A 20259-nucleotide genomic window follows, 5' to 3' on the forward strand; every position below is an offset into this window, starting at 1 on the left:
GCCTCCACCCCACTCCTCATAGGTCCTGTCATAGGTCCTGCCCGCGCGTCCCGGCCTCGCCTCACACGGCCGCCGGCTCCTCCGCGGTGCGCACATAGCGGAACGTGTGGGTGATGGCGTCGAAGAGGTCGTACACGTCCGTCCTGAGGGGCAGGTTGGGGCTGCTGCAGGACACCAGGAGGTAGTTCCTCGGCGCGGTGGGCACCGGGATCACCGTGTGCATGGTGAGGACCTTCATTCTGACGTCGGCGGTCAGTGACACCTCCTCCACGGCTGTCACCCGTGCCGCCGTCCCCACCTCGGGGATCTCGACCGAGGTGACCACTCGGTTCGACAGCGCCTTTCCCTTGGCGGCCTGTCCGCCCAACTGGGCGGACAGGGTGGCCAGGTTCAGCTCCCGGCCCTCGGGGGCGCTCACGGCGAAGACCATGACGTTGGCCATGAACACGCCCTCGTCGAAGAGGGTGACCGTGCCGGCTCCGTAGAGCGCGCCGTGTCTGCGTGCGGCGCGCACCAGTTCGCGGCCCTGGCGGAACATGTCGTTGACGGCCGCCTTCTGCCGGGGGTCGTCCGTGCGGGCCAGCGCGGCGGCGCGCAGCTCGGCCAGCGACTCCCCGCTGAGGTCCGCGTCCGGCCAGGACCCGGGCACCTGGAGGACGAAGCGGTCGGGGGCGTTCATCGGGGCGCTCCAAGGTTGGCGGCGGCGTCGTTGTCCGTCCGGGTGAACTGGTCGTTGATGTTCTCGGCGGCGTCCCTGATGCCCTTCGCCTCCCGCCGGACCTGGGTGCGGCCGTCGCTCCACCGGTCCTCGAAGTTGCGCGCCGCGTCGACGAGCGGGTAGCCCAGCGCGCGCTCGAAGTCGATGCCGGCGTTGCCGATGTCGATGTTGTCCATGACGATCCCGAGGGACCGACGGACCTCGTCGAGTTCCGTGCCGGGGATGAAAATGTCAGCCATCACAGTCCTGCCGCTGATCGGGTCGCGTGCTCTGCCTCGCCGGGAACACGATGCGGAGACCCGGAACGTTCGGCGCGGATGTGGTGAACCTTTCGGTCGTCCGTCTCGTGATGGCGATGTGATTCTCAACAGCACCTCGACACACGGTCCGTTCACCAGGGCCGCACTCACCGCTCTCGTCCTGTGCGGACTGTCGCTGGCCACCGGCTGCGGCAAGACCGTCTCGGTGGGCGGTTCCTCGGACACTCCCGCAGCCGCCCCGTCCCGTCAGGAGTCCTCGGCACCGCCGGCCGGGCAGCAGTCCTCGAATCCCCCGGCCGGTCAGCAGTCCTCCGTTCCCCCGGCCGCCGGCAACACCGGTCTGCAGGTCGTGGACAGCACCGCCGCGGACAACGGTCTCAAGGGGACCGGCGGCACGGTCACCGGCAAGGTGGTCCAGGAGGCGCCGCCGAAGTGGGTGCAGCTGGCCGCGGTGCGGTCGCCCGCGCTCGGCACCCATCTGATCAACATCAACCAGGCGACCCTGTACCGGTTCGACAAGGACACCGCCGAACCGTCCAAGTCGACGTGCGCGGGCGAGTGCGCCACCACCTGGCCGCCCGTGACGATCGAGGAGGGCGGCAGCGTCTACCTGGCCGGGGTGGAGGAGAAGCAGGTGGGCGCGATCCGCCGGGACGACGGATCGGTGCAGCTGACGGTCGGCGGCTGGCCCGTCTACCGCTTCTCGGGTGACAGCAAGGCGGGGGACGCGAACGGTCAGGGCGTCGGAGGGACCTGGTTCGCGGTCGGTCCGACAGGGCAGAAATCCGTGTCGCCGTAAACGGAGATTCTGCGGAATTCGTTTTCTGCGCTCATTCTCTGGAGGTGCCCAGACGGTGGATTCACATCCCCATGATCTGTTCGGTCGCGAAAAAGAGACCGACTGTCTCCACGAAAAGATCGGGGCACTCCGGAACGGCGGCGGAGCGGTTCTCCTGCGCGGCGAACCCGGAATCGGCAAGACCGCCCTGCTGGAAACGGCCGCTTCGCACGCCTCGGAGAACGGTGTACGTGTTCTCCGGGCGGTCGGCGTGGAATCGGAGGCGCTTCTTCCTTTTGCCGGCCTGCATCAACTGGTCTATCCGGTGCGCTCTTTCGCCGCGCAGTCGCCGGCAGCGCGGCGCGACGTCCTGGAGGGTGCGCTCGGAGTGCGGGGCTCCACCGCCCCCGACCCTTTCCCGGTGGCCCTCTCCGCCCTCGATCTGCTGGCCCGTGCCGCCGCGCACTCCCCCGTGATGCTGGTGATCGACGACGTCCACCGGCTCGACCGCGCCAGCGCGGAGGTCTTCGCCCTCCTCGCCCGGCGGCTGGAGTCCGAGGCCGTCCTGCTCCTGGCGGCGCTGCGCGACGGCTGTCCCTCACCGCTGGCCTCGACCGGCGTACGCGAACTGGCGGTGGGTCCGCTCTCCGCCGAGGCCTCCGCCGCCCTGGTCGACGTACGGGCCCCGGAGCTGCCCTCCTCGACCCGCGCGGTTCTGCTGCGGGAAGCGGCGGGCCACCCCCTCGCGCTGACGGAGCTGGCGGGCACCGTGGCGGGCCCGGGGTCCTCCGGCCCGGCCACCGGCCCGGCCACCGGCCCCTGGACCCCGCTGTCCCGGCGTCTCCTGGACGCCTTCACCGGCCGTCTGCACACCCTGCCCCCGTCGACCCGCCGGCTGTTGCTGGTGGCCGCGTGCGACGACCGTGCCTCTCTCCCGGAGATCCTGCAAGCGGCCTCGCTCCAGGGTGCGGTGCGGGTCGAGGCGGCCGACCTGGCACCGGCGAGGGCCGCGGGCGTCCTGGAGGCCGACGCCGACACCGTCCGTTTTCGTCATCCGCTGACGCCGTCGGCGATCCGCCAGAGCACGCCCGCGGACCGGCGCCGGGCGGCGCATGCCGCGCTGGCCCGCTGCGTCCCGGCGGGCTCCGACCGGCAGACCTGGCACGAGGCCGCGGCGGCCACCCGGCCCGACGAGAGCTTGGCCGTACGGCTCGACGAGGCCGCCCACCGGGCCCGGCGCCGCGGTGACGCCGACGAGTCGGTCAAGGCCCTGGAGCAGGCGGCCAGACTGAGCGGCGACACCGCACGACGGGGCGAACGGCTCCTCAGGGCCGCCGCCCAGGCCGTCGACGCCGGTCGGCACCATCTCGTCACCCGGCTGCTGGAGGCGGCGGAGCCCTGGGCCACGGCGCCCGGACAGCGTGCCCGTCTGCAGTGGATCAAGGGCAGCCCGGAGGACGGGATGCGGGACGCCTCCGAAGGGGCCGCCGCTCTGACACGGCTGGCCCGGACCGTTCTCGCGGAGGGCCAGGTCGATCTCGCCGTGAGCATCCTGGGGAGTGCCGCCCAGCGCTGCTTCTGGTCCGAACCGGGGCCGGTCGCACGGCACGGCATCGTCGCGCTCGCCGACGAACTGCCCTTGTCCGACAGCGATCCGTCGCTGCTCGCGATCATCGCCCACGCGCAGCCCATCGACTGCGGCCGACGGGTGGTGAGCGGTCTGAGGCGTGCCGCGGCACTGACCGCGGGCGATCCCCGGGCGGAACGTCTCCTCGGCGGCGCGGCCCTCCTGGTCGGTGAGTTCGAGCTGGCGCAGCGCCTGTCCAGGACGTCGGCTCCGGGTCTGCGGGCGGAAGGACGTCTGGGGCTCGCCGCCAGGGCGTGGGGGGTGCAGGCGTGGAGCGGAGCCCAGTTGGCGCAGCTCACGTCGACCGCCGCGGTCGCCGAGGAAGCGACCCGGCTGGCCCGGGACACCGGGCAGACCTATCTCCACGCACTGGGTCTCGCGACCGAGGCCCGTACCGCGGCCTTGCGGGGCCGGTCCGCACGCGCCCTCGAACTCGCCGGAGAGGCGGAGCACATCGCCCTGCCGGTCGCGGCGCGGCCCGTCCTCGCGACCGTGCAACTGGCGCGCGGGCTGGCCGCGATGGGGGCGGGGCGTTTCCACGAGGCCTACGGGCATCTCCGGCGGATGCACGACCCGAAGGATCCCGCCCACCAGACCGCCCTGCGCTGCTACGCGCTGATCGAGCTGACCGACGCCGCCGTGCACTGCGGGGAGCGGGACTCGGCGCGTTCAGTGATCGCGGGACTGGCGCGGGCCGCGTCCCTTACGCCGTCCCCGGGGATGCACAGCGGCCTGGCCTACGCCCGCGCGGCACTGGCGGAGGACACGGACGCCGAGGGTCTCTTCCGCGCGGCGCTGGACGACGCCTCCTGCACCTCGCCCTTCGACCGCGCGCGCCTGCGACTGGCCTACGGGCAGTGGCTGCGGCGTCAGCGGCGGGCCATGGACTCCCGCGGGCAACTGCGCGCCGCCGAGGACGCGTTCGACGCGCTGGGAACCGTTCCGTGGGCGAACCGGGCCCGCCAGGAACTCCTGGCCTCCGGGGAATTCAGCAGACGCCGCGAACCGGCCGCGCGTGACCGGCTGACGCGGCAGGAGTCGCAGGTCGCGCGGATGGCGGCCGAGGGACTCACGAATCGGGAGATCGGGGAGCGGCTCTATCTCTCCCCCCGCACCGTGAGCACTCATCTGCACCGCGTTTTTCCGAAACTGGGTATCTCGTCACGGGCCGCTCTGGCTTCGGTATTTCCCGAGCGGAGAGCGGAATACCACGACGCTTCGAGGTGAGGGTCACATTCGAGGTGAGGGTCAAAGGTGAGCGTCATCTGACGTACGCGACGGACACCCGCTCGGCCTTAGCGTATTTCCCATGGGACAGATGAGCTTCGGAGTACTGGGAGCGTTGCAGGTACGGCGGGACGGCGTGGCCCTGGCCGCGGGGCCACCGCGGCAGCGTTCCCTGCTGGCGCTGCTGCTCGCGCGCGCGGGTGAGGCGACCGCCCTGCACGAGGTGGTGGACGTGCTGTGGAGCGAATCGCCGCCGCCGAGCGCCGTCAATCTGATCCGGCGGTACGTCGGTGAACTGCGCAGGGTCCTCGAACCGGAACTGCCGTCCCTGGCGGCCGGGCAGTGGCTGCTGGGCCAGGCCGGGACCTACCGGCTGGCCCTGCCGGACGGCCGCCTGGACCTGGTGACGTTCCGGCGGCTGAGGACCCGGGCGCGCGAGCACTGCCGTGAGGGGGATCACCGGCAGGGCGTCGAGAGTTACGTCCACGGGCTGCGGTTGTGGCGCGGGCCCGCGGCGGCGGACATACCGGCCGAGGTACGGGGCCATCCCGTCTTCGGCGCGCTCGACCGGGAACGGCTGGCGACCGCCAAGGACGCGGCCGACGCGGCACTGCGGGGCGGCTGCGGCGCCCTGCTGGTGGACGAGCTGTACCGGGTCGCCGACCACCACCCGCTGGATGAATCGTTGCAGGCCAAGCTGATGACGGCCTTGACGGCCACCGGGAACCGGGCGGAGGCGGTCGCCGTGTACAACGACGTCTCGACCCGGCTGCGCGACGACCTGGGCATCGGTCCAGGCCCTCAGTTGCGCTCCGCGCTCCTGGACGCCGTCGCACCGTCCACCGGACCCGGCGCCCCGGTTCCCCTGACGTGGGAGCGCGTCCAGGACGGACGGCGGACGCTGGAGCGCCCGTCGGTCACGACGTAGACTGAGCGAAAAAGATCATCAGTTCGAGAATCGAGCAGAGTGGCACTCATCGGACGGGGTCCCGAGCTCGCCACCGTCACGGCTGTCGTCGACCGTGCACGCGCGGGCAGTGGTGGGGCGCTCCTGATCTCGGGGGAACCCGGGATCGGCAAGACCGCACTGCTGGAGCACCTGCTCACCGGGCTCGCCCCCGCGGACGTCCGCGTGCTGACGACCGTCGCCACCGAGCGGGACGCCCACCTGCCGTTCGCCGGTCTGAGCCGTCTGCTGGCCTCCGTACGCTCCCACGGCGCCGCGCTGCCGCCCGCTCAACGGGCGGCCCTCGCCGGGGCCTTCGACTCCGGCGCCTTCGACGAAACCGGGGCCGTCGACGCCGAGGACAACGACAAGCACAAGGACAAGCACGACGACGCGGACACCGCCGATCCGTTCCCGGTGGCCCTGGCGACCCTCGGCCTGCTGGCGGAGGCCGCCACTCGACTCCCCCTCCTGCTCGTCGTGGAGGACCTGCACCTGCTGGACGCGGCGAGCGCCACCGCGCTGGCCTTCGTGGCGCGCAGGCTCGCCTCGGAACCGGTCGCGCTGCTCGCCGCGCTCCGAGAAGGCCTCGACTCGCCGCTGAACAACGCCGGTCTGCCCACCCTGGCACTGAAGCCGCTCGACGCGGCCCACGCCGCCGATGTCGTCGACGGCCAGGCCCCGGGCCTTTCTCCCAGCTTGCGGGAACGGGTGCTGGCGGAGGCGGGAGGCAATCCGCTCGCCCTGACGGAGCTGACGCGCGCCGCCCGGCAGGGCCACGCGGCGACCGCGGTGACCACGGCGTGGCTGCCGCTGTCCACCCGGCTGGAGAAAGCTTTCCGCAGCAGAGTCGCGGCGCTGCCCTCGCGAACGAGGACCCTCCTGGTGATCGCCGCCGTCGACGACGGCAGCCCGCTCACGGAGATCCTCGACGTCGCACGGCTGGTCGACGGGGAACCGGCCGGCGTCGAGGACCTGGCACCCGCCGTCGACGCCCACCTCATCACCCTGTCCGGCGACGCACTGCGCTTCCGCCACCCGCTCATGCGCGCCGCCGTCCTCTCCGGGACGAGCACGCGCCGGCACCACGCGGTGCGAGCGGCGCTGGCGAAGGTACTGGACCATCGGACCGAACGCCGGATCCGGCAGCCGGTGACCGCGCAGCCGTCACCGGCCGACGTCGTCGCCGCCGCGCTGGAGGAGGCGAACCGCCGGATCGAACGGCCCGGCGGTGTCATGTCGGCCGTCAGCGCGCTGGAACACGCCGCACGGCTGGCGGGCCGGCCGGAACACCGGACCGAACTGCTGCTGCACGCCGCCGACATCGCCGTGGAGTCGGGGCGGCACGACGAGGTGGTCCGCCTGCTGAACCGGGCGGCCTCGGACCCGCTGACCGCACAACAGCAGGCCCGGGTCACCTGGACGTCCGCCCGTTTCCAGGAGAACGTGCACGCCGACGCCGATGCCTACGCCCTAGCGGCCCTGGCCGAGGAGGTGGCCTCCGGCGGCGACACCGGACTCGCGCTGCGGATCCTGTGGACGGCGGCCCGGCGCAACTTCTGGCTGGAGAGCGGCGAGGACGCCGCCCGGTACGTGGCCGACCTCGCCCTGCGCCTGCCCTTCGACAACGAGCCGCAGGTCCTCGCCATCCTGGCCTACACCGCGCCGATGACACAGGGAGCCCACGTCATCGCACGGCTGAGGCACTGGGCGGCCCATCCCAGCGGCGACGCCACCGCCGACCGGTTCCTCGGTACGGCGGCGGTCCTGGTCGGCGCGTTCGACCTGGCCGCGGGCTTCTCCGCCGCCTCCCTGTCCGGACTGCGGGCCCAGGGAAGGCTGTTCCAGCTGGTCGGCGCACTCGCGGCCCGGGGGTGGAGCGCCGCTCTGCTGTGCGACCTGGCCGTGGCCGTCCCGTCGGCCGCGGAGGCCGACCGGCTGAGCCAGGAGACCGGCCAGACCCTGCTGCAGGGGACGGCACGCTGCACGAAAGCCCTGATCGCGGCGCTGCAAGGCGAGTTGGAAGACGCCGAGCGACTGGCGCAGGAGTCGATCGACCTCGGCAGCAGCCTGCGCGCCCGGCCCGTTCTCGCCACCGCCCGTATGGCTCTCGCCCAAGTGGCGGCGGCCCGCGGGGCGTTCGACGAGGCACTGCAGCACCTGCGGCAACTCCAGGATCCGGCCGCCGCCGCCTACCACCCCACCCTGCGGTACTACGCGTTGATCGATCTCGTCGACGTCGCGCAGCGGGCCCACCGCACGGAGGAGGTCCGGGACCTCGTCCGCCGGATGGAGGTCATCGCCCGCAAGACCCCTTCGACGGCCCTGCACGTGGGGGTGCGCTTCGCACGGGCCGTACTGGCTCACGAGGACGAGGACGCCGAGCGCCATTTCCTGGAGGCACTGGCCGCCGATCTGACGCGCTGGCCCTTCGCCCGCGCCCGCACGCAGCTCGCCTACGGCGAATGGCTGCGCCGCAGGCGCCGTGACGCCCAGGCCCGCGGCCCCCTGCGGGCCGCCCGCGACGCGTTCGACGCGCTGGGCGCCGTCGCTTTCAGCGAGCGTTCCCGCCGCGAGCTGCGCGCCTCCGGTGAGGCCGGCTCGGAACGGGTCCCCCGCGCGCACGAGTTGCTGAACCCGCAGGAGCTGCAGATCGCCACGCTGGCGGCCGAGGGGCTCACCAACCGGGAGATCGGCGAAAGACTCCATCTGTCCCACCGGACGGTCAGCAACCATCTGCACCGCATCTTTCCGAAGCTGGGCGTCACCTCTCGCACCGCTCTGGGACACCTGCTGCGGTCGGCCGACTGAGTGAACGATTTCAGGACCGTGGACGAGACCGTGGACGAGGACGGCACCCCGGCCGCTCCGCCGTCCCCGCCCGAGGTGCGCTTCGCCGTACTCGGCACGGTGCGGGTGTGGCGGGACGGAACCGAACTGCACGCGGGACCTCCGCAGCAACAAGCCCTGCTCGCCGTCCTGTTGGCGGGCGCGGGCCGGGCCATGCCGCTGTCCCGGCTGATCGGCCTGCTGTGGAGCGGCACCGAACCGGCCAGCGCGACGAACGTCATCCGCCGTTACGCCGGATCGCTGCGCCGCATGATCCAGCCGGATCTCCCCCGCATGGCCCCGGGACGGTGGCTGGTGGGAGGCGGCGGCGGTTACCGGATCGACGTGGACGAGGACTCCCTCGACCTCCTGCGCTTCCGCGCGCTCTACGCGCGCGCACGTGAGGCCCGCGACGAGGGGCGCACCGACCGGGCAGTGCGCCTGTACGTCGAGGCTCTCGGCCTGTGGCGGGGCCCCGTGGCGGCCGGTATCAGCGCCGAGGTGCGGGCCCATCCGCTGTTCACCCAGCTCGACAACGAGCGGCTGACGGTCGCCGTGGAGGCGGCCGACCTCGCCCTGCGGCACGGCGGGGCCGGTCCGGTCCTCGGCCCCTTGCAGACGCTGGCGGACCAGCACCGGCTCGACGAGCCCCTGCACAGCAAGCTGATGCTCGCCCTGTCCGCGTCCGGCCGGCAGGCCGAGGCCCTCGATGTCTTCCAGCGTCTGCGCGACCGCCTTCGTACAGAACTGGGGGTCGAGCCCTCCGCCGTGCTGGGGGAAGCGCAGCAACAGGTGCTGGCCGAGGCCGCGCGGCGGTCGGACCGGCAGCCCGAGCAGCCGCTCGATCAGCCGCTCGATCAGCCGCTCCAGCGAAGACACAGTTCCCTTCTCCCCCGCCCCGCCCAACTGCCCGCCGCTCCGGCGGACTTCGTCGGGCGGGAGGCCGAAGTCGACAGTCTGCTGCGGCAGCTGACGGGCGGCGACCGCACCCCTCCCGCCTCCCCCACGATGATCATCAGCGCCATCGGCGGTATGGCCGGCGTCGGCAAGACCACCCTCGCCATCCACCTCGCGCACCGCGTGGCCGACCGCTATCGCGACGGGCAGCTCTACGTCAATCTCCGTGGCTTCGATCTCAACGGATCGGCCATGACCCCCGCCGAGGCGATCCGCGGCTTCCTGGAGAACCTGGGTGTCTCCCCGCAGCAGATCCCCGACGGGCTCGACGCCCAGGCCGCGCTCTACCGGAGCTTCCTCGCGGACCGCCGCATGCTGGTCCTGCTCGACAACGCCCGCGACGCGGAACAGGTCCGGCCGCTTCTCCCCGGCTCCGCGGGCTGCCTGGTCCTCATCACGAGCCGCAACCAGCTGAGCAGTCTGGTGGCGGCGCACGGCGCGCACCCGCTGGCACTCGACGTGATGTCCACCGAGAGCGCCCGGGACAGTCTCGTACGGCGGCTCGGTGCCGACCGGGTCGACGCCGAGCCCGAGGCGACGGAGACGATCATCTCCTTGTGCGGCCGGCTCCCGCTGGCCCTCTCCGTCATCACGGCGCGGGCCCTGATGAACCCCCGCCTGCCGCTCGGCGCCATGGCCGAACAACTGCTGGAGGCCAAGGGCAGCCTCGACGCCTTCGAGGGCGCGGACCGGTCCACCGACATCCGGGCCGTGTTCGGCTGGTCGTACCACACGCTCTCCGACGACACGGCCCGCCTGTTCCGCCTGCTGTCGCTACATCCGGGAGCGACGTTCGACGTCCGTTCCGCCGCCGCCCTGGGCGGGCTCACCGTCCGCAGGACCCGCCCTTCGCTGGCCGAACTCGTACGGGCGCATCTCGTCGCCGAGGAGGCGGGGGGCCGTCACCGTCTGCACGACCTCCTGCGCGCCTACGGACGGGAGGCGGCCGACTCGTACGACACCGCCGACGACAGGGACGCGGCGCACGACCGGCTGTTCCGGCACTACGTGCAGACGGCCCACGCGGCTCTGCGGCTGCTGGACCCGGCCCATCTCGTCACCGTCCCCGCCGGGATCGGGCCGCCCGCGGCAGCCGGGCCGACCAGCGTGGAAGCCGCGGTGCGGTGGTTCCAGCAGGAACGCCTCACGCTGACGGCGGTCGTGCGCCAGGCCGTCCAGGACGGCCGGCCGCACGACGCCTGGCGGCTCGCCCGTCTGCTCGACTCCATGTACGAACGGGTGGGCCACTGGCACGACTGGGCGGACCTCCAAGTGACCGCGCTGGCCGCCGCTCAGCAGTCGGGCGAACCGCTCGGCGTGGCCCACGCGCACGCGGGCCTCGGACGCGCGCACTCCCTGCTGCGCCGGTACGGGTCGGCCGAGGAACATCTGTCCCAGGCCCTCGTGCTGTTCGAGGCGCTCGGCGACCGGGTGGGACAGGCGCACTGCCTTCGGCAGCTCGGCTGGCTGATGACACGTACCGAACGTGACGTGCTGGCGATCGAGCACACCCAGCGCGCGCTCGACCTCTACCGCGCCGCCGGTCACCCCAGTGCGCAGGCCGACTCGCTCAACGCCCTCGCCTGGTACCAGGCGTCGCTGGGAGCGTACGACGACGCGGTCGTGAGCGCCGTGCGGTCGCTGATGCTCTACCGGCGGATGGCCGCGGGCGGCGGCTCGGGGCACGGGAACACCTGGGACACCCTGGCGTTCGCCCATCATCATCTCGGCAACCTCCGCCGGGCCGTGCGCTGTTACGAACGCGCGGTCCGCCTTCTGCGGGCGGGCGGAGACCGCTACAACGAGGCCGGCAGTCTCAGCCGCCTCGGCGACACGCTCGCTCTGGCGGGCGCCGCCGAGGACGCCCGCGCGCGATGGCGTCAGGCGGTCGAGATCCTCACGCCGATCGATCCCGACTGGGCGGCCGAGATCCAGGAGAAGCTGTCCACCACCGTGAACGCCGCCTAGACCGAGCGGACCGACCGGACTCACGGGACCGGGCACAGCACCGGCGGCTGTGTGTCAGTCCCTGATGAAGGCCAGCAGGTCCGCCTCGAAGGCTTCCCGGTACGCGCCCACCAGCCCGTGCGGGGCGCCTGGGTACACCTTGAGAACGGCGTCGGGCAGGAGTCCCGCGGTGCGCTCCGCCGACAGGTGCACGGGCACGATCTGGTCGTCGCCGCCGTGCGCCACGAGCGTCGGAACGGTGAACGCGGCCAGGTCGGCGTGGAAGTCGGTCTCCGAGAACTGCCCGACACAGTCGTGGGCCGCCTTCAGCCCGGTCTGCATGCTCCACAGCCAGAAGGCGCGGCGGACCCCCTCGGACACGGCCGCGCCGGAGCGGTTGAATCCGTAGAAGCTCTCGCTCAACTCCCAGTAGAACTGGGACCGGTCGGCCCGCACACCCGCGCGGATGCGGTCGAAGGTCTCCAGGGGAAGTCCGCCGGGGTTGTCGTCCGTCCGGAGCATCAACGGCGGAACCGCTCCGAGCAGGACCGCCCTGGCCACCCGGTCCGTGCCGTGGCGGCCGAGGTAGCGCGCGACCTCACCGCCGCCGGTGGAGTGTCCCACCAGGACGACGTCGCGGAGGTCGAGGGTCTCCAGGAGTTCGGCGAGGTCGTCGGCGTAACGGTCCATGTGGTTGCCGCCCCAGGACTGGCCGGAGCGGCCGTGCCCGCGCCGGTCGTGGGCGATGCCCCGGAAGCCGCTGCCCGCGACCAGCAGCAACTGCCCGTCCCAGGCGTCCGCGTTCAGCGGCCAGCCGTGGCTGAAGACGACGGGCTGCCCGCTGCCCCAGTCCTTGTAGTGGATGTCGACACAGTCCGACGTGGTGAACGTGGGCATGACCTGATGTCCCTCCGGATGCCGTCGAGGTGCTGCCAGGTGTGCCGGCGCGGTGCGGGGGCGAGGCCGGCTCGGCAGCGCGGACAAGGTAGCCGGGGCGAGGTGACCAAAAGGTGCGGACGCGTCCTGGTCAGTGGACCAGGCGCTGTTGTACCGCCGCCGCGTCCGGGTGTCCCAGGTGTTCGAGGATCCGCAGGGCCTGCCGCCAGGACACACCGGCTTCGGCGTGCGCTCCCGCGGCCTCCTGGCTGTCGCCGATGTGGACCAGGGTGTCGGCTTCGAGGTAGGCGTCGTGCAGGCCGCGGTAGAGCGTCAGGGCCTGGCGGTAGCAGTCGACGGCCCGCTCGTGCGCCGCCAGATAGTGGTGGGCGTAGCCGAGGCTGTCCCAGGCGGCGGCCTCACCGTTCGGGTTGCCGAGTTCCCGGTGGAGGTCGATCGCCTGCTGGCATTCGACCAGCGCCCGCGCGTGGTCGCCCCGCAGGATGTGGGTCCAGCCGACCTCGTTGTGCACCTGGGCCTGTCCGATGCGGCCGCCCAGGTCCGCCTCCGCGTACAGGGTGCGGGCGAGCCCGTAGTGGACGAGCGCGTCCTCGTGCCGGCCGGCCTTGTTCGCCTGGAAGGCCAGATAACGCCGTGTCCTGGCCTCGCCGGCCGGGACGGCCACCGCCCGGAACAGGTCCAGGGCGGCGGTCAGGTGCTCGGTGGCCGCCCCGGCGTCACCGAGGCGGCCGTGGACGAACCCCAGGGCGCGGTGGGCGTGGGCGCGGCCGGCCGGGTCTCCGGAACGTTCCGCGGCGTCGAGCGCCGCCGACTGGAGGGCGAGCTGCTCCTGCCAGCGGCCCAGCCGGTCGAGGTGCAGTTCCACGGTCGCGGCCAACTGCCAGCGCCGCGAGGCCGTATGGACGCGCGCCGGCTCGTGGGCGACCGCGGCGAGGATGACGGCACGCTCCGTCTCCAGCCAGTCCGCCGCCTGTTCGCGGCTGTGGAACCCGGCCACGACAGCGCCGTCGACGGGAGCGGGGAGGGTCAGCCGTTCTCCCTGCGGTGCGAGGACGGTCCCCGCGTGGTGCGCGCTGTGCAGCAGGTGGTCGAGCAGCCGCCGCAGCGCCGACACCTGATCCTGCTCGGACTCGTGGGTCCGGAGCAGGTCGCCCGCGTAGGCGCGCAGGAGGTCGTGGCACAGGAACCGGCCGGCGAAGCGTTCGGTGAGCAGGTGGGCCCTGGTCAGTTCGGAGAGCACGGGGCGCACCTCGTCCCGGGGCAGACCGAGCAGGCTGGACGCCGCTTCGAGGGACACCTCGGGCCCGGGGTGCAGGGCGAGCCGGCGGAAGAGCAGGGCGGCCGGCGGGGAGAGCGCATGGTACGACCAGGAGAAGACCGTTTCGAGATCGGTGGACGGATCACCGGCCGACAGCGTGGCGAGACGGTCGTCCTCCTCCGTCAGCTCGGACGCGAGGACACCGAGATCGCCGTGGGGGTTCATGGACATCCGGGCGCTGACGATCGCGAGGGCGAGCGGCAGGCCGGCGCACGAGTGGATGATGTCCTTGACCGCGTCCGGCTGTGCGGCGAGCCGTTCCGCACCGAGGCGACGGGTCAGCAGGGCCTGCGAGGCGACGTCGTCCAGGACGTCGAGGGCGATGGGATGCGCGCCTTCGGCCACCAGGCCGGAGAGGAAGGTGCGGCTGGTGACGATGGCGAGGCAGTCGCCCGCGCCCGGCAGCAGCGGCCTGACCTGCTCGGTGTCCTTGGCGTTGTCGAGGACGATCAGGACCCGCCTGCCGACCAGAAGACTCCGGTACAGCGACGCCTGGGCGTCGATGCCCGGCGGTATGTGGTCCGACGCCACGCCCAGCGCGTCGAGGAAGGTGCGCAGGATCTGCGCGGGGCCGGGCGTCGCCCCGCCGGGGTCGAAGCCGCGCAGGTCGGCGTAGAGCTGCCCGTCGGGGTAGCGCGGGGCGACCTCGTGGGCCCAGTGGACGGCCAGCGTGGTCTTGCCCACTCCTGCCATGCCCCCGATGACGCTGATGACGACGGGCCGCCCCGGCAGGCCGTCCGCGGGCAGCAGGCTCCGCGCCAGGGCCATCTCCGTGTGCCGGCCGCTGAAGACGCCCAGGTCCGGGGGGAGTTGAGCCGGTCTCGTACGGACGATGCCGTCGTTCGCCGCGGACGCCGTCGATGCCGCGGTCGGGGTGGTCGGGGTGGGGCCGGACGGGACGGCCGGTGTGCCCGTGGCGGCCGGGCCGGTCGAGCGCGTGCCCAGACGCTCCCCGGCTTCCGCCAGCTCCGGGCCGGGCTCCAGCCCGAGTTCCTCGTCCAGCCGTCCGCTGACCTCCGCGTAGCTCCGCCGCGCTTCCAGCACGTGCCCGGTACGGGCCAGCACGGTGACGAGCCGCGCCTGCAGCGCCTCGTCCAGCGGATGCGCCTGGGCCGCCTGCCGCAGCGGCATCAGTACGCGTTCCAGGTGGACGTCACCGGCGGCCACGGCGGTGTCGACGGCTTCCTTGACGGCGTCCGGGTACTCGCGTTCGACCCGCGCGAACAGCGGGTGGGCGCGCATCGGCGCCGGCAGCCCGTCGGCGACCGGCCCGTGCCAGAGCCCGAGGGCCGCCAACAGGTGCTTCAGGGCCGCGATGTCGTCGCCCGTCCGCCTGCTCTCTCCGGCGTCGGCGCGCAGCGCGCGGAACCGCAGCAGGTCCAGCTGATCGGTGTCGAGATGGAGCCGGTAGCCGCCGGACGCCCGTACCAGGATCGGGCCCAGCGCCTTCCGCAGGGTTCCGACGTGCCTGTGCACGACATTGACCGCGCTGTCCGGGGCGCTCTCCCCCCACAGGAATTCGACGATCTCGGAGGTCGGAACGGGCTGGCCGGCCTGTGTCAGCAGGAGTGCCAGCAGAGCCTTCCTCTTGGGCGGGCCGAGTTCCAGCTCCTCCCCGTCCCGCCATGCCCTGAGCGGGCCGAGAACCGTCACACGCACAAGTTCGAAGTGTACGAGGTCCCGGAGCGTGCCGAGCCGGGCCGGTGGGGCCGGTCACCTTCTGGTCACGGATCGCTCACCACGCCCTGCGTAGCGTGCGGATCGGCTGAGCTCGAACGGCGAACGACCAGCCGTGGAACCGGACTTCGCCGGTGCCGGTGCCCCCGGCGGAGCGTTTTGGAGACCCGATGCACCTGACGACCAGCGACAACCCCCGGCTGCTGCACGAGCGGTTCCGCAGGGCGAGCCGCACGACCGACGGCCCCGTGGTGGCCGTCAGCGGGAGCACGCTGCTGGTGAACGGTCCGGCGGCGGCCCTGACCCGTGTCGCCGACCGCCCGCTGCTGTGGGAATGGGCCCGTCATGAGGCGGCGGCCCCGGCGGCGGACACGGCACCGGCGCGGTCGGCGCCGGCCCTGGAGTCCGGGGCGCGACCGCGGTTCTGCGAGGGCATCTGGACCGGACGGGCCCTGGTGGGAGCGGTCGTCCGGCTGACCGCGCCCGCTCCCGCCCGTCCGCCGCGCGTCGCGGGGCCGGGCGGGGTACGGAGCCTGCGGTGGGCCGAGCTGACGGAGTCGCAGAGGCTGGTCGCCGAGTACGTCGCCGGCGGTCTGACCAACCGGCAGACCGCCGCGCTGCTGTCCGTGTCGCACCACACCGTGGACTACCACCTGCGGCACATCTTCCAGAAGTTCCAGATCCATTCACGGGTGGAGCTGGCACGCATGGTGGCGGCGGCGTTCCACACGCCACCGCCCCTGCCGGTCACAACGTGCTGATCATTCCACCGTCGATGACGAAGTCGGAGCCGGTGACATTGCCGCCCCGGTCCGAGACGAGCAGCAGGACCAGGTCCGCCACCTCCTCCGGGCGCGTGAAGCGGCCCGTGACGGAGTCCTTGGCGGCCTGGGCCGCCACGGTCTCCGCGTCCAGCCCGCCGGCCTGCCCCAGGACGGCGGCCACCCCCGACTCGCCCAACCACAGGTCCGTGGCCACCGGGCCCGGACTCACCGTGTTGACCCGGATTCCGCGGGGGCCCAGTTCCTTCGACAGGGACTTGCTGAAACTGAGCAGCGCCGCCTTGGCCGCGCTGTAGTCGATGACCAGCGGGTCGGGCAGCTTGGAGTTCACCGACGCGACCGTGACGATCGTCCCCGAGCCGCGTTCCAGCATCAGCGGCAGCACCGCCCGCGTGGCACGCACGGCCGACAGGAGATTGATCTCCAGTGTGGTCGTCCAGTCCTGGTCGGTGACGGACGCGAAGCCGCCCGTCCGCGGGCGGACCGCGCCCACGTTGTTCACCAGGATGTCCGGCGGCCCGTACGCGGACACCGCCCCCTCCACCAGGACGCCCGGCCCCTCGGGGGTCGCCAGGTCCGCTTCGACGACGTGGACGTTCCCGGTCTCGCGCAGCTCGGACAGCGGTCCTGACGTGTGGCGGGCGCCTGCGGTGACGCGTACGCCCTCGGCCACCAGGGCCCGGGTCACGGCGAGTCCGATGCCCTTGCCCGCGCCGGTGACCACGGCGCTCTTGCCTTGCAGATTCAGTTCCATCGCGGACCTTCTGGAGGAGGACGGACCCGGCTGCCGGAAGGCAGCCGGGTTCTTGTGCCGGTACGGGTCAAGCGGTGCCGCGGGCCGCGCTCACGATCACGTCGACCACGGCGTCGGGCCGGGACAGCATGACGAGATGCGACCCGGCGACCTCAATGATGCGGCTGCGGGCCCGCCGAGCCATGGACCTCTGCCGGTCCGGCGGCAGAATGTGGTCCCTGGTGCCGAGCACGTACCAGCTCGGCAGGTTCTTCCAGGCGGGCGGCCCCGAGGGTTCCAGCAGCGCCGACAGCGCGATGGGGCGCTGCGAGGCGGCCAGCAGGTCCGCCGTGGCGGGGGCCAGGTCGCCTGCGAAGACCTCGCCGAACAGGGCCGGTTTGATGTAGAGGTCGACGGTCTGTTCGCCGTGCTGCTCGTGGACCACCTGGTCGAACAGCGCGGCGGGGTCGGCTCCCTCGCCCTGCAGACCGAGGACGGTCTCGCCCTGCTCGGGGACGAAGGCGTCCACGTAGACGAGCGCTCTGACGTCGGCGGCGGGGGTGACGGCGTTCGTCACCACGGCCCCTCCGTAGGAGTGGCCGACCAGCACCACCGGCCCGGTCACACGCTGGGCGAGGAAGCTGTTCAGTGCCTCGGCGTCCTCGGCGAGGCCGCGCAGCGGGTTGGGTGCCGCGTGCACGGTGTAGCCGCGGCGCTGGAGCCGCCGGGTGACCTCCTGCCAGCTCGCGGCGTCCGCCCAGGCGCCGTGCACGAGGACGACGGTGGGCTTCACGGTCCGGGGGTGTCCCGCCTGTGCGGCGGCGGGAATCGATGAGGTCGCCAGCGCGACGGTGGCCGCTCCCGCGGCCCCCACGACCTGCCGCCGGGACGGCGGCCCACCTTGGTACGGCATGGTCGCTCGCTCTCCGTGTCTAGTTGAGGAAGTCGAGAAGACGGCGCGTCATCTCGGCGGTGTGCTCTTCGTAGATCCAGTGACCCGAGTCGGCGATGACCCCGCCGGTGACGTTCCGGGCGTACGAGCGTGCCTGTACCTCGACCTTGTCCTGCATGCTGTTGCTCGCGCCGATGGCCAGCACCGGCATGGGGAGCTTGGTCTTCTTGTTGACCAGGTTGTCCGCGACGTCCGTGGGGAAGGCGCGGAACCACTCGTGGTTGGCGCGCAGATGCGCGTCGTCCCGGAGGTACTTGGCGAACTCCTTGACCTGGGCGGGTCCGACGCCGTCCTTCTGCACCTCGAGGGAGTCGGTGAACCCGTCGACCCAGATCTCCTCCTTGCCGTCGATGAGCTTCTCCGGCAGGCCGTTCTTCAGGTCGAAGAAGCCGAAGTTCCAGAGGCCGGGGCCCTGCGCGGTCAGCGACGGGAAGTCGTACAGCCCGTCGTCCGGGATCGGCGCCTCGCTCAGCACCAGCTGATGCACCTGGCGGGGGTGGGCGGCGGCGTAGGCGTAGGCCACCATGGTGCCGATGTCGTGGCCGACGAGCCGGATGTCCTTGTCGAGACCCAGCTGGCGCAGCAGCCCGTTGATGTCACCGGCCATCGTCTTCTTGTCGTAGCCGCCGGCCGGGGCGTCGCTCTTGCCCGCGCCCCGCAGGTCGGGAGCGATGACGGTGTAGTGCTTGCTCAGCTCGGGCAGCAGGTCGCGCCACTCGTACCAGGTCTGCGGGTAGCCGTGCAGCAGCACGAGGGTGGGGCCGTGCCCGCCTCGCACGTAGTTGATGTGCACGCCGCCCACTTCGGCTCGCTGCTCGGTGAAGCCGGCGGGGACGCGCAGTTCGGAGCCGACGTACTCCCGCGGGCTGCCGCTGGCCGCGGAGTCCTGCACACCGGCGAAGATCGCGGTGAACGCGGTGGCCACGGCCAGGGCGAGAAGTGTCGGGCGCGAGCGGGCGAACGAACGGGACATGGGTGATCGCATGAAGGTTCCTTAGACGGACCGCGGAGCGCGGGGTGCGGAGGCGAAGTTCGGAGTGCGAAGTGCGGAGTGGGTGGTGCGGGCCGGGGCGGCGCGGTGTGGGCGGCCACCGGCGTGCTGCATGTCGGGGCAAGCCGGGTCACGTGGAGTGCGTGGTGTCACGTGGTGTCGGACACGACGTTAGGCGCGGTGCGGGGCGACCGGCCCACGTACTCACGTAGTCGGAGACGGGCCGGCGGCCGTGGCAGGGGCCGTGGTGCCGGGAGCCGTGGCGCTACGGGCGGATGCCGAACGGTCCGAGGAGTCCCGCGTCGATGCGCAGGGACTCGATCATGGCGAAGGCGTTGTCCACGGTGAAGACGTCGACGGCGGCGAGCCGGCCCGCGTACTTCGCCACGACCGGCTGTGCGGCCTGGTGCGCCGCCGCGTCGAGGTAGGTCTTGAAGATGGCCCAGGAGTTGCCCGTCGGCCCGTACTTCTCGAAGAACGGCGTGGGGTCCAGCGATTCGAGGGCCTGCCGTGCGCTGAGTTCCAGGTCGTCGATGTAGTGCTGCTGGACGACGGCGTCCGCGCGCACACCGAGCCGGCCCAGGTGTCCCCCGACCAGGGTCTGCCACGGGTATCTCATGGCCACCTGGTGGGCCTCGACCCATGCCGGTATGTCCTGGGAGACGGCCAGGTTCTTGAAGGGGACCCACCCCGGATAGATGACGTCGACCACCATCAGCGTCTTGTAACGCGGTACGTGGACGAAGATGTTGTCCGGTGAATGGTTCGGGCCGTGATGGGCCAGTTCGAGCGTCTCCCCGCCGACCCTGAGGGTGTAGCGGTCCTTGAAGGTGATGTGGGGCAGCGGTCTGTTCGGGTCCCTGTCCCGGCGCAGGAAGCGCTCGGTCTCCACGTGCGCGATACGGCGTGCGTCGGGACCGAGGAGGACGGCGGCGCCGATGTGGTCGGCGTGGCTGTGCGAGTAGACGACGTGGGTGACCTCGGACGGCCTGCCGTTGGCGTCGGTGACCTTGCGGATGGCCCGCAGCAGGTTGTGGCCGATGGTCGGCGGCGCGTCCACCACCACGACTCCGGTGGTGGTGGTGAGGAACATGGCCTGGTAGTAGCCGTCGGTCACCCAGTACAGCTGGCCCCCGACACGGCCCACGTAGTAGCCGTCGGTGAGCGCGGGACCGACCGCCGCGTCCGGCACCGGCGCGTAGTCGGGCAGGCCGGCCGCCGCAGCCGCCTCGGCGGGTCCGGCCAGGGCCAGGTCGGCGAGGGCGGGGACGAAGGGCAGGGCGGTGGCGACACCGGCCGCCTTCACGAACGTTCTTCTGGTGGCCTGCGTGGAGGCCCTGGGCGTGCCGGAGCTGTTCATGACGGGGGTTCCTTCCGCGGTTCGTCGATGCGGGATCGTTCGGCACGCGGCGCCCACACGGCGAGGACGTGGTGGTTCTCGTGCGACAGGACGACGCTAGAAGCTGACCGTTCGCGCCGCCCCACGTGGACGCGTAGGACGGGCCGGGACGCGACAGGGCGGGGCGGGGCGGGTGCGCGACGCGGTGCGAGGCGACGCGGTGCCGGACCGGGCTGCCGTGCGGCGGCCTTCACCTCCGTCGCTTCAGCACACCCTGACAA

13 protein-coding genes and 1 pseudogene are annotated in these 20259 nt (G+C 72.4%); 6 read left to right on the plus strand and 8 right to left on the minus strand.

Annotation, left to right across the window (positions count from 1 at the left end):
* Positions 1-61 precede the first annotated feature (61 nt).
* Together ACFVH5_RS31055 and ACFVH5_RS31060 are read right to left on the minus strand one after the other, a co-directional pair.
* Positions 62-679: a hypothetical protein gene (locus ACFVH5_RS31055; RefSeq protein WP_385837039.1), complete on the minus strand. Its 618-nt coding sequence runs from the start codon at positions 677-679 to the stop codon at positions 62-64.
* Positions 676-957: a hypothetical protein gene (locus tag ACFVH5_RS31060; protein WP_385837040.1), complete on the minus strand. Its 282-nt coding sequence runs from the start codon at positions 955-957 to the stop codon at positions 676-678. Before ACFVH5_RS31060 ends, ACFVH5_RS31055 begins: the two co-directional genes overlap by 4 nt.
* 118 nt (positions 958-1075) lie before the next feature.
* On the opposite strand from ACFVH5_RS31060, the gene ACFVH5_RS31065 reads away from it, so the two are divergent.
* The 5 genes from ACFVH5_RS31065 to ACFVH5_RS31085 all read left to right on the plus strand — a co-directional run bounded on the left by ACFVH5_RS31065 (position 1076) and on the right by ACFVH5_RS31085 (position 11310).
* Positions 1076-1777 (plus strand): hypothetical protein, encoded by a 702-nt coding sequence (locus ACFVH5_RS31065; protein WP_385837041.1) that lies wholly within the window; start codon positions 1076-1078, stop codon positions 1775-1777.
* Between the two features lie 55 nt (positions 1778-1832).
* Complete coding sequence (locus ACFVH5_RS31070) at positions 1833-4610, plus strand: ATP-binding protein (RefSeq protein ID WP_385837042.1); 2778 nt, start codon at positions 1833-1835, stop codon at positions 4608-4610.
* A gap of 82 nt (positions 4611-4692) precedes the next feature.
* Positions 4693-5538: a BTAD domain-containing putative transcriptional regulator gene (locus ACFVH5_RS31075; protein ID WP_385837044.1), complete on the plus strand. Its 846-nt coding sequence runs from the start codon at positions 4693-4695 to the stop codon at positions 5536-5538.
* Positions 5539-5577: 39 nt separating this feature from the next.
* On the plus strand, positions 5578-8367 hold the full coding sequence (locus ACFVH5_RS31080) for an ATP-binding protein (RefSeq protein ID WP_385837045.1): 2790 nt from the start codon (positions 5578-5580) through the stop codon (positions 8365-8367).
* Entirely contained in the window at positions 8368-11310 is a 2943-nt protein-coding gene (locus ACFVH5_RS31085; RefSeq protein WP_385837047.1) for a BTAD domain-containing putative transcriptional regulator, read from the plus strand.
* 54 nt (positions 11311-11364) lie between these two features.
* Here ACFVH5_RS31085 and ACFVH5_RS31090 read toward each other — a convergent pair whose 3' ends face one another.
* Positions 11365-12186 (minus strand): alpha/beta fold hydrolase, encoded by an 822-nt coding sequence (locus tag ACFVH5_RS31090; RefSeq protein WP_385837048.1) that lies wholly within the window; start codon positions 12184-12186, stop codon positions 11365-11367.
* 1492 nt (positions 12187-13678) lie between these two features.
* Positions 13679-15163 (minus strand): annotated as a pseudogene (locus tag ACFVH5_RS31095) (BTAD domain-containing putative transcriptional regulator); the annotation flags it as partial.
* A gap of 188 nt (positions 15164-15351) precedes the next feature.
* On the opposite strand from ACFVH5_RS31095, the gene ACFVH5_RS31100 reads away from it, so the two are divergent.
* Positions 15352-15942, plus strand: coding sequence for a LuxR C-terminal-related transcriptional regulator (locus ACFVH5_RS31100; RefSeq protein WP_385837050.1), 591 nt, complete (start codon positions 15352-15354; stop codon positions 15940-15942).
* Here ACFVH5_RS31100 and ACFVH5_RS31105 read toward each other — a convergent pair.
* From ACFVH5_RS31105 to ACFVH5_RS31120, 4 genes are all read right to left on the minus strand, one after another.
* Positions 15929-16717 carry an oxidoreductase gene (locus tag ACFVH5_RS31105; protein WP_385837051.1) on the minus strand — a complete coding sequence of 263 codons (789 nt, stop codon included), beginning with the start codon at positions 16715-16717 and terminating at the stop codon, positions 15929-15931. The genes ACFVH5_RS31100 and ACFVH5_RS31105 overlap by 14 nt on opposite strands.
* Before the next feature lie 67 nt (positions 16718-16784).
* Positions 16785-17609, minus strand: a complete 825-nt coding sequence (locus tag ACFVH5_RS31110; RefSeq protein ID WP_385837052.1) for an alpha/beta fold hydrolase — start codon at positions 17607-17609, stop codon at positions 16785-16787.
* Positions 17610-17628: 19 nt separating this feature from the next.
* Complete coding sequence (locus ACFVH5_RS31115; protein ID WP_385837053.1) at positions 17629-18633, minus strand: alpha/beta fold hydrolase; 1005 nt, start codon at positions 18631-18633, stop codon at positions 17629-17631.
* Between the two features lie 271 nt (positions 18634-18904).
* On the minus strand, positions 18905-19999 hold the full coding sequence (locus tag ACFVH5_RS31120; protein ID WP_385837054.1) for an MBL fold metallo-hydrolase: 1095 nt from the start codon (positions 19997-19999) through the stop codon (positions 18905-18907).
* Positions 20000-20259 lie beyond the last annotated feature (260 nt).

The sequence above is a fragment of the Streptomyces sp. NPDC127119 genome, assembly GCF_042677425.1.
Classification (GTDB): Bacteria; Actinomycetota; Actinomycetes; order Streptomycetales; family Streptomycetaceae; genus Streptomyces.

Coding starts and splice junctions, on each gene's coding strand:
- ACFVH5_RS31060 (WP_385837040.1), bottom strand. CDS start 957: ATGGCTGACATTTTCATCCCCGGCACGGAACTCGACGAGGTCCGTCGG.
- ACFVH5_RS31105 (WP_385837051.1), bottom strand. CDS start 16,717: ATGGAACTGAATCTGCAAGGCAAGAGCGCCGTGGTCACCGGCGCGGGC.
- ACFVH5_RS31120 (WP_385837054.1), bottom strand. CDS start 19,999: ATGAACAGCTCCGGCACGCCCAGGGCCTCCACGCAGGCCACCAGAAGA.
- ACFVH5_RS31100 (WP_385837050.1), top strand. CDS start 15,352: ATGCACCTGACGACCAGCGACAACCCCCGGCTGCTGCACGAGCGGTTC.
- ACFVH5_RS31075 (WP_385837044.1), top strand. CDS start 4,693: ATGGGACAGATGAGCTTCGGAGTACTGGGAGCGTTGCAGGTACGGCGG.
- ACFVH5_RS31090 (WP_385837048.1), bottom strand. CDS start 12,186: ATGCCCACGTTCACCACGTCGGACTGTGTCGACATCCACTACAAGGAC.
- ACFVH5_RS31115 (WP_385837053.1), bottom strand. CDS start 18,633: ATGCGATCACCCATGTCCCGTTCGTTCGCCCGCTCGCGCCCGACACTT.
- ACFVH5_RS31110 (WP_385837052.1), bottom strand. CDS start 17,609: ATGCCGTACCAAGGTGGGCCGCCGTCCCGGCGGCAGGTCGTGGGGGCC.
- ACFVH5_RS31055 (WP_385837039.1), bottom strand. CDS start 679: ATGAACGCCCCCGACCGCTTCGTCCTCCAGGTGCCCGGGTCCTGGCCG.